Below are 12,236 nucleotides of genomic sequence, written 5' to 3'. Positions count from 1 at the left end.
GCTAATAGATATTAGTATTCTCGTGAAAAAATAAGTAAAGAAAATGAAGAGGTTATGATCATGATTCGCTGGGAATCGGAGGAAGCATGGAAGAATTGGGAGAAAAGTGATGTTCATATCCAAGGTCATCGCCAAAAGAGAGGGAATGTTACGCCTGAGTATATCATAAGCACAACAGTGGGTATGTATGAGACCAAGAAGATCAAGCGTGGGGGAAGCATTTAATAATCAGTAAGAGATCTTATATGTCTAGTAAAGTGATGAATAGAAAGACCCGTGTTGGCATAAGTGAAATGCGAACACGGGACTTTGGTTTATCGTCCATGGAAATATTGGATAATAGGTTCATTGTGTACTTACCCGTTTGTAGATCATCAACAGTCATTTCTATCAATTTTCGCCGAGAGAACTCCCACAAGATGTTCTTCCTTTCCTAAATCTTAAAAGGTATAATAAGAATAGAACATATATTCGTATTATACAAGTTGGAAGGGGGTGAAGTTTTGTCAGATTCAAAGTCAATGTACAGAACTCATCAAGTGTGGATTAAGCCGGGACATCGCTTGTTTGCACACCTCGATCAAGCGTGTCAGGATGCTAAGAACTTGTATAACACGACCAACTTTTACATCCGACAGATTATTACCGCCTTTGGGAAGAATGAGTCACTACAGCCGTTGCAACAGGAAGTTCTCGACACGCTGGCATCGCATATTGACGTCATGAACGAACGACGAAGTGAAAAAAACCGTTCCCATCCGTTCAAGCTACCCTCGCAAGAGAGTCCCTTTATTCATTACAATTTCTTGGACGCTTTGTTCAAAGTGATGAATCAAATCGATTATCGAGCGCTCCCGACGCAGTGTAGTCAGGGAATCATGAAAGTAGTGTTCCACAATTGGAAAGCCTTCTTTGCCAGCATCAAGGACTACCGCCAACATCCTGAGAAGTACAATGGCAAGCCTAATATTCCGGGATACGCTCGGAATAAAGTAAAGGAAGTCAAGTTCTCCAATCAGGACTGTGTGATCAAAGAACGAAAATTTCTCAAGTTTCCAAAGACCAAGCTGCAACTGAACATCGGTAAGCTGGGTTATACCGACGGACAACTGATGCAAGTGCGTGTCGTTCCAAGGCATGGACAATACGTGATTGAATTGATCTTCACTTATCCGATCCAACAGAAAGAAGCGGTACAAGAACATGTGCTGGCGATTGATCTTGGCGTCGTCAATCTTGCAACCATCGTCACGACCACCGGAGCGAAACCGATCATCGTGAAGGGCAAGATTGTTAAATCGATCAATCAGTATTACAACAAGATGAAAGCGCACTATACTGGCATTCTTCGCCAAGGCAAGGAACCGCGAGAAGGAGCGCATACGTCTAGACGCTTAGAACGGCTCCATTTGAAGCGCCACCGTAGGATCAAAGACTTGTTCCACAAGGCAAGTCATCAGATTATTACGTTGGCAGTGGAGCACAACATCGGCATGATCGTCATTGGTCATAACGATGGATGGAAGAAATCTCCTGGAATCGGACGGCGAAACAATCAGTCCTTCACTCATATTCCCCATCAGATGCTCATCCGGATGATGAAGTATAAGGCAGCAGAAAAGGGAATTGTCGTTATCCTGACCGAAGAGGCGTATACCTCGAAAGCCAGCTTCCTGGACCAAGACCCGTTGCCGAGGTATGGTGAAGAGGGTACATGGATCTTCTCAGGTAAACGGATGTATCGCGGTCTGTATAAGAATACGAAGGGCTTGATTCATGCCGATGTGAACGGCGCAGCCAATATTATGCGAAAAGTATTCCCAAACGTATCCGCCAAAGGAGCGAATGGGATAGAGGGGTTGGATGGTAACCAGACCATCAACGTGTCAACTCCACGGGTCTTAAGAATCCTGAAATAAATGGGATGATACATCAGAAACCCCCACTTCAGCCGAAGCGACAGCGTTGGTAAGTGGTGGGAGTATTCATGTACTTCTTAGCAAATTAAGTAAGGGTCTGCGGTATCGCTTTAAAATAAAACGTAGTATAAAATATGCCACTACCGAGAATAGGATACTGTTTATTATCGATCCTTCTATGAAATAAAGACTCATGTTGCCAAGTTCACTAAAATGATAGGCAGATTCAGAATAATCGAGTTCCGTAATCGGGGTATCCATAATTTCATCAATCTGCACCGAAGGAGAAGTGAACAAACTCATAACTATAGTACCGACTATATAATTTAGATAGAACAATAAAGGCCATATCACCGTTCCGAAAGTCCCCGCAATAATAGCTGCAACTAGATTTCCTCGTAGTAATTTAGCAAGACCAAGAGAAAGGAACAGTCCTAGACCGAATGTAGGAAACCAGCAGTGAAAGAATCCAGCTAAAAAACCAATGACAACTTGATGATCTGAATTTTTGATTCGAAGCAACTTTAAACAGTTATATTTCAATTTCCGAAGAAGATTTAATTTCATCATTACATTCCTTTACAGGCGAGATCAATATTTGTCCATTCTATCATTAAATAGGTAATAGTTATACCGTGAAGCCTAATAATGGGAGAAGTATCGTTGTTTAATTGACACTGATAATCATTATCAATTATAATGAAAGAAACAAATGACTCATGAGGTGATGATTAATGATAAATAAGTTTGCAGTTATCTATGCAAGTTTAACAGGAAATACGGAAGAAATGGCCGAACTGATCGCTGATGGAATTCGTGAATCAGGAGCAGAAGTTGAGTTGAAAACGGTTGAGAATAGTCATGCGGAACAACTGCTTGAATATAGAGGGTATTTATTAGGTGCTTATACGTGGGGTGATGGTGAAATGCCAGATGAATTTTTAGATTTCTGTGATGAAATGGATGAGGTTGACTTACAGGGAAGTCGAGCAGCCGTATTCGGAAGCGGAGATACTGGTTACGATATCTATTGTGGAGCTGTGGATCAATTGGAGGATAAGCTTAGAACCTGTGGTGCAATGTTGCTTCAGGAAAGCCTTAAGGTTGAGTATGGTCCGAGCACGGATGAAAAAGTCCTTTGTCGCGAATTTGGAAAAAGTTTTGCGGAAGCATGTATGGCCGTTATTAATGATCGTGAGAATACCGCATAGGGAAAACCTATTAGAATGATCTGTTTTATATATTTCCGTTTGTCATAAAATAACTGTAATATACAGGATAACTACAAGCGGGATTTGACTGATTGTTCGAAAAAGGGAGGTTCTAAGATGAGTGATTCAATTAAAAGGAAATTTGATGAAGTGGCAAAGGACTATGACTTACAACGCAGGAAGTTAATTCCCTGTTTCGATGATTTCTATGGCGTGGCTATGGGATGTGTTCATGTTGAGAAGAAGACTCCTAGAATCTTGGATTTAGGTGCAGGAACGGGACTATTCGCATCTTATGTTCGACAACAATACCCAGAAGCAGAATTGACATTGATAGATTTAAGTGAGGAGATGCTTAAGGAGGCACGGGTCAGATTCCGAGATGATCCTAAGGTGAAATATATTTCAGCAGATTATACGACATATTCTTTCGATGAGGAAGGGTATGACGCTGTTATTTCATCGCTATCCATTCACCACTTATCTCATCAAGATAAAAGAACTCTTTTTCACAACGTATTTCGCCTCTTAACAGATGGTGGAATCTTCGTTAACGCCGATCAAGCAGCGGGTGCGTCTTTCGATCTCGACAATCGTTATAAAGCAGAATGGGAAGCAACGATCCGCAAGAGTGGACTATCCATTCAAGTGGTTGAATCCGCAATAGAACGAAGAAAACTAGATATAAATGCATCTGTAGAAGATCAGCTAAAGTGGTTACTCGACGCTGGGTTCGCAGAAGCAGATTGTGTTTACGAATATAATGAATTCGCTGTGTTCTTCTCACGCAAATAATCAATCATTGCTTGTTCTAAGTTATATCCCCGAACTATCTAATCATAGTTCGGGGATATTTTTGTTCCTAGAAGGACAAAACAAGAGGTGTAATGAAGTGACCTTTTGAACAACCCCTATTTACTCACCGGCAATTCATATCTAGGACATATGGAGAGGATGATAATGATGAACAAACGATACATAAATTTTCTGCTAGTACTGATCGTGGTGTTGGTTGTGGCTTGCGGGAATAATGTCAATAACAATAAGACTTCTGATTCAACGGAACATAACAGCTTCGATAGGATACAAGAAAGCGGTAAGCTTCGTATTGGGACGGAAGGGACGTACGCACCTTTCTCCTATCATGATGCTAATGGTAAGTTGACGGGTTTCGACGTAGAAATTGCAGAGGCGATAGCTAAGCGTATGAACGTACAACCTGAGTTTATTGAGGCACAATGGGACGGACTTTTTGCAGGAATGGATGCTAACAGATTTGATGTTATTTTTAATGAGGTATCCATCAATGACGAACGGAAAGTCAAATATGACTTCTCCGACCCTTATATTGTCTCTAAGGCTGTGCTCGTCGTACGATCAGACAACGAAGATATTAAGTCATTTGCTGACTTGAAGGGTAAAAAATCTGGCCAATCGCTTACAAGTAATCTATCTGGTATAGCTCGTGAGAATGGTGCGGAGATTGTAGCTACGGATGGGTTCAATCAGTCGATTGACCTACTCACCTCAGGACGTATTGATGCAACGATTAATGACGGCTTATCTTATCTGGACTTGAAGAAACAAAAGCCGGACGTGAAGATTAAAAAAGTTGACGAAATAGAGAATGGCTCACACAGCGCAGCGGTATTCCTAAAAGGAAATGATGAGCTGATTAAAGCAGTCAACAAAGCACTTGCCGAAATAAAGGATGACGGAACATATCTACAAATTTCTAATAAATACTTCGGTGCGGACGTTTCTAAATAACAGGGGACTATGGATGAATGCTTGCCAAAGGTCCAAGAAGGATGTCTGATGAATGGATGAGCGTAAAATACAGATAGTTATCGATTCGTTGCTGCCTCTGCTCAAAGCGGGGGTAGCTTTTACCATTCCGCTAACTTTGATTTCATTTGCTATTGGATTATTGCTGGCAGTATTAACTGCACTTGTCCGAATTTCCTCATGGACCACTCCAAAGCTGATCGCCCGTTTTTATGTATGGGTCATCCGGGGAACTCCGCTATTGGTACAGTTATTTATCATTTTTTATGGATTACCTGCCATTGGAATTATTTTAGAGCCGTTAACGGCTGCCATCATTGGATTCTCGCTTAATGTCGGAGCCTATTCCTCAGAAATACTACGTGCTGCAATCCTTTCGATACCAAAAGGTCAATGGGAAGCTTCCTTCTCAGTCGGTATGACTCGTGGTCAAGCATTGCGCCGTGTTATACTGCCGCAGGCCACACGAGTGTCGGTTCCACCGCTTGCGAACACCTTCATCAGCCTAGTTAAAGACACATCACTTGCCGCAAGTATTACTTATATGGAAATGTTCAGAACTGCACAACAAGTCGTCGCTACAACTTACGAACCTCTGCTGCTGTATTGCGAAGTCGCTGTTATCTATCTGCTATTCTGCTCCGTATTGTCTGCTTTTCAAAATTACTTAGAGAGAAGGCTTGCTAGATATTCTGCAAGTTAAAGGAGGGAACCCGCTTGATTGAGATACTTGATTTGCATAAGTCTTATGGTCCGCTTGAGGTATTAAAGGGCATTGATCTGAAGCTTGAGTCCGGCAAGGTACTTGTCATTATTGGTCCTTCAGGGTCAGGGAAAACAACGCTATTACGTTGTTTCAACCTACTAGAACTTCCTGATCGGGGTAGTATTGTATTCGGTGATACGAAGTTGAACTTTACAGATATGAAGAAAGTGTCGGAACATCATGTTCTGGCACTGCGAAAAAGAACAGGCATGGTCTTTCAGTCGTATAATTTATTCCCACACATGACGGCACTCGGTAACGTGATGGAAGGACCGGTCACAGTACAGAAGCAATCTAAAGGGGATGCTCGGAAGCGAGCTTTGGCGCTATTAGATAAGGTAGGGCTTGCTGAAAAGTCGGATTTCTATCCACACCAACTATCTGGTGGACAGCAGCAACGGGTAGCGATTGCTAGGGCGATGGCTGTTGATCCGGAGGTACTTCTGTTCGATGAGCCAACGTCCGCACTTGACCCTGAACTGGTCGGAGAAGTACTGAAGGTCATCAAGCAGTTGGCAGCAGAAGGGATGACAATGGTTATTGTTACCCATGAGATGAAATTTGCAGCTGACGTGGCGGATAAAGTTATTTTGATGGATGATGGCCTTATATTAGAAAAAGGCACTCCGCAGGATGTACTCATACATCCTAAAAGTACCCGCGCACTACAATTTCTTAACCGTCTAAACGGTGAAACGGAATAATGGCTGTCATAAACCCGAATAGATGTCTTTGATATAATTCAAGGTTTCAATATGTTTAATGACGTTGTTACCCAGTGTTGTAAGAACAAATAAGAAAATAATTGCTATCAATCCTCTTCTTATAAAGGGGTGATTGATCTGCATGATGAACCTTGCAGCGAGCAGGAAAAAGACGAATAAATAATGTCCGGCATATAAGTACAAATCAAACTTAAACACAGCAAGACCGAAGCCTACAATAATATGTAGAAGAATCGCGAAGAAAATGTAAGGGACCAGCATCCATGTTTCTCTAGATTTAATTCCTTTGATAAATCCAAGCACTGATAGAATAATAAGAGTGAAACCAATAATGGTGACATACAACGGATAAGGACGCGTTAGATCGGTTACGAATGCCATAATTCCCGTATCAACTAGCATCATGTCGGGTGACAGTATAGGACTGATCACTAACATATAGGTAGCTTTCCAATGTTGACTGAATACAAAGGGGGCAGCATAGCTAAATCCACCGTTATTGAGACCTGTTATCCAGTTATTAATCCATGTCTGGCCTTCGAATAATACAGACTGCAATAAAGTAAATAGGACAACGAACAGCAGGAAGGTTAAAAGGATAGAGATGAATTTTTTGAACGTCTTGCTATCGCGCCTGTCGATCATGTTAAAGAACAAAGCTCCTATAAATGGGACGATGTTGGTCGAAGTTGCGGCAAAGTTAAGTAGTGCGAATGAAGCGCTAGGTAGAACATACGTCTTGGCAAGAACTCTGCTGTATTGCAAATACAGTACGGACAAGATGATAATAAATTGGACATAAGAATAAGAGTCTGGAATCATGGCCGTGAAAATATTGTATGAACTTACGCCGAAAAAAGTTGCAAAGAGCACAGCCAATACATTGTCCGAGCCGCTTTTACGTAAGTAATAATAAATCATGACAACGCTGAGCGCATTGATAACAGATTGGATCACTAGAAAGAATAGATTTCCGAATAAAAATTTAGAAAAATACAATAATGGACCGGATAAAAAGTTCATCAATGGATGGATAATGGAAGAATTGCCCGAACCGTAATACATAGAAGGATCGAAATTGAAAATGTTAAATACGAAGGGTGCACCATAAAAAGGGCTATAGCCTGCTAAATCAGCCATGTTCTGTTTCATATACATCAAAAACGGAACATTGTTACCGAAATAAAAAAGAAGAAAACCGATAAACAGCCAACAAGCTTTGTAATTATCCTTCTTATTCTTCATTAAATAGCTCGAGAATACCATGAGTTTCCACCAATCATGTTTATTTTTGGCAAACCGTTCACAAAACCAATAAGATTAAACCGGAAATGATAAAAGCAACACCGGCAATTTTATAGATCCCAATGCCTTCTTTGAAAATCCATTTGGCAAATATCAAAGTCCAGATAAATGTGAAGGCATTGGCCGGAAGTACAAAGGTAAGGGGAAGCTCTTTTAACAGGTAAATATTGAGAAGCGCACCGATACCATAGAACATAAACCCGGTTAAAAGATAGAAAACTTTTCTTCGGAGTGTGAAATATTTAAAAAAAACGCTACCTAGTGACCCCATCAATGTCATCATAAGTAGTAAGCCGACAAGCCAATTATTTATCATAGGATGTTAATGTCACTCCGATCCCTAATAATGCAATAGCTAATGTGTTCTTCAAGGTAATATCTTCACCAAGAAACAGTTGGCCGTAAATCAAAGCAAAGATGTAACTAATGCACATTAAAGGGTAGGCTACAGACAGTTTTTCCATGGAAAAAGCTTTGAGCATAAATACAGCACCTAATCCGTAACAAAGAAATCCGATTGCCATGTATAGGAGATTGAAATGACCCCATTTCCAAAAGAGCTGCCCTGTGGCTGTGAGAAATGCGGAGATGATCATCAAGAGTTTACCAGCGTGGCGATAACCTATCTGTTCCATTTAAGCACCTCCAAGTCTGGACTATGTAGGTTAATCAAGTATCTATTCTTTACTAACCGAAACATCGGTAAATCCGACAATGAATCAGAATACGCGCAGGAATTGTCATAATCAATTTGGAGTCCGGCGTCTTTTAAATACTGGCTAATACGTATCGTTTTCTCTTCGCCCTTGCAGTTGTTGCCTTCGATTACATGTGTGTAACGCCCATTATTCTGGATGAGTTCGGTTCCGATAACTTCGTCTACATAAGGTAACTTCTTGAAGTACTTCAAATAAGCATGTGGGGAGGCGGACACGAGTAGCACGTGATAACCATTTTCTTTTCTATTCTTCAATTCTTTCATGGCATCTTGATAAATATAGGGTACTAGGACAGAATCATAAAAGTGTTCCAGATCGGATTCCTCCAAAAAAGAGATCGCATGAAAATAGGATGATTTAACTTTTTCTACTTGTATAAGCCTCAGCTTGTACAACAATGTTTTTAATCCGATTTCAAACAACTTCACAAATGCCAAAGGTCTTTTCTTGATCCCATACCATACGAACAGAAACATCGAATCTTTACTAATAATCGTTTTGTCGATATCAAACATTGCAATTTTAGTGTACATGATTAATCCCTCTATGCTTTAAAAAGTTTATTCGAACAATGCTAAAATAAATACGACGCTGATGACATACAAAATAACGGTAACCAAAATGGGCTTATCCTCGAATAATACTTTGTCTGGTGAACCGCCCTTATTTTCAATATGAATTAAGTATAAATATCTAAAAATACCGTAAATCACTAATGGTATGGTCCACATCAAATGGATCGTACGTCCTGAGGTGAAGGTAAACAAGGAATAACTGATAATGGTGGCCGTCGTAACGATGCTGTTGAGCTGATCGAGTAACGGGAATGAATACTTTTCTAGCACTTTCCGGTGTGTAATTTTATCATTTTCAAGTAGAAACAATTCATGTCTTCTCTTACCAATGGCCAGGAACAAGGAAAGTAGCATCGTGCAAATTAAAAACCAAGGGGTAAAAGGTACATGAATAACGAGTCCGCCTGCAATGGCACGTAGCACGAATCCAGCAGCGATGACCATAATATCAATAATGACCACATGCTTAAGAATGAAGGAATAAGCAACATTCAGTGCGAAGTAGACTATTAATAGTAAAGTGAACAGTGGATTCTGAAAATACGATACAATTAATGAAGCAACTAAAAGAAACCCACCAAATGTTAAAGCCACATAAGGGTTAAGCGCACCAGATGCCATCGGTCGATTCTTCTTAGTTGGATGATTTTGATCTGCCTCTCTATCTACATAATCATTTAATATATAGACACATCCAGATATGAAGCTAAACAGAAAAAATCCTAATAACGTATTCAAGAAAGCTGAGAAGTTGATCTTTTCGAAAGAAAATAGAAGGGCAGCAAAAATGAGTAGATTTTTCGTCCACTGCTTTGGTCTTAATTGAAAGATTAGAAGTTTTGTTGTTAAATACACTTGTTTACCTCTTTCTGTATGAAAGCCAACGGCTAAGAAGAATGGGTTCACCTAAGATACATTGTGATTTATTTCCATATGTCGTCTAGAATTGGATATGGTCAAAATAACATGCAAGGAATTTTATGTCAAGGAGATGGGTTGTAAATGAGATTTTATACTGATCCCAAGGGAGAGGCATACGAACGCCTCATTGATTATGTCATTGAGCGTACTGTTAAATTTGTGCTTGTTGAAGCTCCTTTTGAAGACGGGAATAGTTACGCAGAGGTCATGCTTCAATTAAAGCCATTTTTGTTAGAACAATGTAGTATGGAGGAAATGCAAGCAAAGAGCGGAGCTAACTATTCTGAAGGGACATATTACATATATCGATGTTGCAAGGAAGCAGGAAAAGTGTTAAAAGAGGCGGTTAATGGCTTATTTGACTGGTGCCATCCGGAAATGCCTGAAGACTTGTGTTTTGTGGATGAGAATGGAGCGGACTTTCTGTACTGTACTTCACATGAAGAAGTGTGTGGAATCCGATTGAACGAAGAGGAAGCGGAACAACTGGCAGATCTTATTCCAGGATTGTTCATTGAGCTAGAATCTCATCGGGATTTCGAATGTTTTTTGGATGACGCCATTAAACATCAAAGTGACCGTTTGTCGATCTCTTCCTATCGACTTGTGGAAATACCGGATCGCATACGTGAATTGAAGCAATTGAAATTTTTAGAAATATTCGAACAGGATGTCACTAGACTTCCTCCCGCATTATTTGAGTTACGCACGTTAGAGGGATTACAGATTATGACAGCCGATCTGGAATGTATTCCGAAGGAAATTGCCAATCTTCAGCAGTTGAAAGATTTAAAGATATATTGCGGCAGCTCAGATCGCACAATGCCAGGATGGGCTCCAAAAGCCAAGTCCGACTTGTTATTAAATCGTATACCTCCTGAGTTAGGTCAATTGAAGCAATTAGAATCTTTAAACATCAGTTACACAGGTATTGAAGAATTGCCTCCTGAACTAGAAAACTTAACTCAGCTTCGCTTTTTGAATGTGAGTAATAACCTGATTAAGACTAAGCCTACATTTTTATCTCGTATGCCTCATTTGAAGTATGTGAATTTATCTGATCATCTAACAGGATGGGCATAAGGATAGTCGTTGTTAGTGCAAAGGTTTAAAAATAAGGCTCTGTTAAAGTTTAATGTTGATATGTATTAAAAGATTAGAACTTCCGATTATCTGGAAGTTCTAATTCTTAGTATAGTCTTCTTCTACTAGCGAACCCGTTAGTGGAAGATACTTTAATCTTCATGATTTCATAGACATGGCAAGTTGCATCACCAGCCGTACAGGGGTCGCGGGGTTTTCCATTTGGTTGACATCTCCTATAAAAAACATGTCCTTTTCGGGATAATAAAATGCAAAGGAACCTGTTGAACCAGAATGACCAATTAACTCACCTTTCCCCATAAAAAGTGTTGCAAAACCATTTAGTGGAACTCTCATATATCCAGAACCGTAATGAATTGGAAGCATAGAAGCCTGCAGCCTGTTGTTTACTTTTAGTTCATGAAAAACAGTATTATCAAATAATTTCCCTTTAAAGAATGCCTTGATAAATACCATTAATTCACGAGCCGTAGAGACACAACCGCCACTTGCGCGAATGCTCAAAAGTGATTTTGGAAGGTAAAAGGCAGTGTCCTTATAATAAATATACGGGATAAAATCATCCTCATCTTCCGGAAGATAAGTATTTTTGAGTCCTAAAGGATCAAAAATTAATTGTCTAAACACTTCTTCCAATGTTGAATTAGTAACTATTTCAATTATTTCCCCGAGGATTTCAAAGTTTATATTTGCGTAATGAGCTCTTTTTCCCATATCCGGTGCAAAGTGTGGTTTGATTCCCTTCGTCTTTATTATGGTTTCATTAAAATCAGTTTGCACATCCTTATTAAGAGCACGTATTTTCGACTTATTGCTACCCTCATCAATCACATCCCGCAATCCACTTGTATGAAACAATAAGTTCGAGAGTGTAAGTTTATTAGAATACTCTCGACCTTTGTAGACATGAAGGTTCTTTAACGTGTCTTTTTTTAAATATCTTGTTATTTCATCATCTAATGACAGTTTTCCCTGCTCTCTCAAAATAAAAATACAAGTGGTTGTGAACAGCTTTGTGATACTTGCAATTAAGAACGGTGTATCTGTATTCTTACCCCCGTGCCCAAAACTATATGAAACATCTCCATTGGAGTTTTCAACTAGAAGAACAGATTCATGTATCTGCTTTTTCTTTGTAACGTTTCCAAAAATTTTTTGGACCTTTCGTTTTTGAATTTCCATCTGGATACCCCCATAGACATA

General features: G+C 39.8%; 15 protein-coding genes. 8 read left to right on the top strand and 7 right to left on the bottom strand.

The features are described from left to right. Positions 1-60 precede the first annotated feature (60 nt). Both AC1TO8_RS00685 and AC1TO8_RS00680 read left to right on the top strand, forming a co-directional pair. Positions 61-225 carry an antibiotic biosynthesis monooxygenase family protein gene (locus AC1TO8_RS00685; RefSeq protein ID WP_482053704.1) on the top strand — a complete coding sequence of 55 codons (165 nt, stop codon included), beginning with the start codon at positions 61-63 and terminating at the stop codon, positions 223-225. A 296-nt stretch (positions 226-521) separates the two neighbouring features. Further along, a complete protein-coding gene (locus tag AC1TO8_RS00680) occupies positions 522-1,919 on the top strand; it encodes an RNA-guided endonuclease InsQ/TnpB family protein (protein WP_482054462.1) in 1,398 nt (465 codons plus the stop codon). Positions 1,920-1,985: 66 nt separating this feature from the next. On the opposite strand, the gene AC1TO8_RS00675 is transcribed toward AC1TO8_RS00680, so the two are convergent. After that, a complete protein-coding gene (locus AC1TO8_RS00675; protein WP_482053703.1) occupies positions 1,986-2,489 on the bottom strand; it encodes a DUF2062 domain-containing protein in 504 nt (167 codons plus the stop codon). Between the two features lie 167 nt (positions 2,490-2,656). Between AC1TO8_RS00675 and AC1TO8_RS00670 the strand changes: the two genes are divergently transcribed. The 5 genes from AC1TO8_RS00670 (at position 2,657) to AC1TO8_RS00650 (ending at position 6,388) form a co-directional block, all read left to right on the top strand. Beyond that, positions 2,657-3,130, top strand: coding sequence for a flavodoxin (locus AC1TO8_RS00670; protein WP_482054461.1), 474 nt, complete (start codon positions 2,657-2,659; stop codon positions 3,128-3,130). A gap of 117 nt (positions 3,131-3,247) precedes the next feature. After that, a complete protein-coding gene (locus AC1TO8_RS00665; protein WP_482053702.1) occupies positions 3,248-3,925 on the top strand; it encodes a class I SAM-dependent methyltransferase in 678 nt (225 codons plus the stop codon). Positions 3,926-4,093: 168 nt separating this feature from the next. Next, a complete protein-coding gene (locus tag AC1TO8_RS00660) occupies positions 4,094-4,900 on the top strand; it encodes an amino acid ABC transporter substrate-binding protein (protein ID WP_482054460.1) in 807 nt (268 codons plus the stop codon). Between the two features lie 52 nt (positions 4,901-4,952). Further along, positions 4,953-5,621: an amino acid ABC transporter permease gene (locus AC1TO8_RS00655; protein WP_482053701.1), complete on the top strand. Its 669-nt coding sequence runs from the start codon at positions 4,953-4,955 to the stop codon at positions 5,619-5,621. A gap of 14 nt (positions 5,622-5,635) precedes the next feature. Then, positions 5,636-6,388 carry an amino acid ABC transporter ATP-binding protein gene (locus AC1TO8_RS00650; RefSeq protein ID WP_482053700.1) on the top strand — a complete coding sequence of 251 codons (753 nt, stop codon included), beginning with the start codon at positions 5,636-5,638 and terminating at the stop codon, positions 6,386-6,388. A 6-nt stretch (positions 6,389-6,394) separates the two neighbouring features. Here the strand turns inward: AC1TO8_RS00650 and AC1TO8_RS00645 are convergent, their stop codons facing one another. The 5 genes from AC1TO8_RS00645 to AC1TO8_RS00625 are packed head-to-tail and all read right to left on the bottom strand — an operon-like array spanning position 6,395 to position 9,863. After that, complete coding sequence (locus AC1TO8_RS00645; protein ID WP_482053699.1) at positions 6,395-7,654, bottom strand: DUF6080 domain-containing protein; 1,260 nt, start codon at positions 7,652-7,654, stop codon at positions 6,395-6,397. 58 nt (positions 7,655-7,712) lie between these two features. Beyond that, positions 7,713-8,030 carry an EamA family transporter gene (locus AC1TO8_RS00640; protein WP_482053698.1) on the bottom strand — a complete coding sequence of 106 codons (318 nt, stop codon included), beginning with the start codon at positions 8,028-8,030 and terminating at the stop codon, positions 7,713-7,715. Next, positions 8,020-8,349, bottom strand: a complete 330-nt coding sequence (locus tag AC1TO8_RS00635) for an EamA family transporter (protein ID WP_482053697.1) — start codon at positions 8,347-8,349, stop codon at positions 8,020-8,022. Before AC1TO8_RS00635 ends, AC1TO8_RS00640 begins: the two co-directional genes overlap by 11 nt. Then, on the bottom strand, positions 8,337-8,966 hold the full coding sequence (locus tag AC1TO8_RS00630) for an HAD-IB family hydrolase (protein ID WP_482053696.1): 630 nt from the start codon (positions 8,964-8,966) through the stop codon (positions 8,337-8,339). Before AC1TO8_RS00630 ends, AC1TO8_RS00635 begins: the two co-directional genes overlap by 13 nt. A gap of 27 nt (positions 8,967-8,993) precedes the next feature. Further along, entirely contained in the window at positions 8,994-9,863 is an 870-nt protein-coding gene (locus AC1TO8_RS00625; protein WP_482053695.1) for a decaprenyl-phosphate phosphoribosyltransferase, read from the bottom strand. 147 nt (positions 9,864-10,010) lie between these two features. On the opposite strand from AC1TO8_RS00625, the gene AC1TO8_RS00620 reads away from it, so the two are divergent. Further along, complete coding sequence (locus tag AC1TO8_RS00620; protein WP_482053694.1) at positions 10,011-11,012, top strand: leucine-rich repeat domain-containing protein; 1,002 nt, start codon at positions 10,011-10,013, stop codon at positions 11,010-11,012. Positions 11,013-11,171: 159 nt separating this feature from the next. Here AC1TO8_RS00620 and AC1TO8_RS00615 read toward each other — a convergent pair whose 3' ends face one another. Next, positions 11,172-12,215 carry a serine hydrolase domain-containing protein gene (locus AC1TO8_RS00615; protein ID WP_482053693.1) on the bottom strand — a complete coding sequence of 348 codons (1,044 nt, stop codon included), beginning with the start codon at positions 12,213-12,215 and terminating at the stop codon, positions 11,172-11,174. Positions 12,216-12,236 lie beyond the last annotated feature (21 nt).

Source organism: Paenibacillus sp. Y859 (assembly GCF_056786405.1).
Note: the sequence above shows the minus strand (reverse complement) of the source record. Positions and strands in the feature narration are given on the sequence as shown.

Excerpts from the sequence above, each read along its gene's own strand:
- AC1TO8_RS00665 (WP_482053702.1), top strand. The coding sequence starts at position 3,248 with ATGAGTGATTCAATTAAAAGGAAATTTGATGAAGTGGCAAAGGACTAT.
- AC1TO8_RS00640 (WP_482053698.1), bottom strand. The coding sequence starts at position 8,030 with ATGATAAATAATTGGCTTGTCGGCTTACTACTTATGATGACATTGATG.
- AC1TO8_RS00620 (WP_482053694.1), top strand. The coding sequence starts at position 10,011 with ATGAGATTTTATACTGATCCCAAGGGAGAGGCATACGAACGCCTCATT.
- AC1TO8_RS00615 (WP_482053693.1), bottom strand. The coding sequence starts at position 12,215 with ATGGAAATTCAAAAACGAAAGGTCCAAAAAATTTTTGGAAACGTTACA.
- AC1TO8_RS00685 (WP_482053704.1), top strand. The coding sequence starts at position 61 with ATGATTCGCTGGGAATCGGAGGAAGCATGGAAGAATTGGGAGAAAAGT.
- AC1TO8_RS00660 (WP_482054460.1), top strand. The coding sequence starts at position 4,094 with ATGAACAAACGATACATAAATTTTCTGCTAGTACTGATCGTGGTGTTG.
- AC1TO8_RS00630 (WP_482053696.1), bottom strand. The coding sequence starts at position 8,966 with ATGTACACTAAAATTGCAATGTTTGATATCGACAAAACGATTATTAGT.
- AC1TO8_RS00680 (WP_482054462.1), top strand. The coding sequence starts at position 522 with ATGTACAGAACTCATCAAGTGTGGATTAAGCCGGGACATCGCTTGTTT.
- AC1TO8_RS00635 (WP_482053697.1), bottom strand. The coding sequence starts at position 8,349 with ATGGAACAGATAGGTTATCGCCACGCTGGTAAACTCTTGATGATCATC.
- AC1TO8_RS00645 (WP_482053699.1), bottom strand. The coding sequence starts at position 7,654 with ATGAAGAATAAGAAGGATAATTACAAAGCTTGTTGGCTGTTTATCGGT.
- AC1TO8_RS00675 (WP_482053703.1), bottom strand. The coding sequence starts at position 2,489 with ATGATGAAATTAAATCTTCTTCGGAAATTGAAATATAACTGTTTAAAG.
- AC1TO8_RS00655 (WP_482053701.1), top strand. The coding sequence starts at position 4,953 with ATGGATGAGCGTAAAATACAGATAGTTATCGATTCGTTGCTGCCTCTG.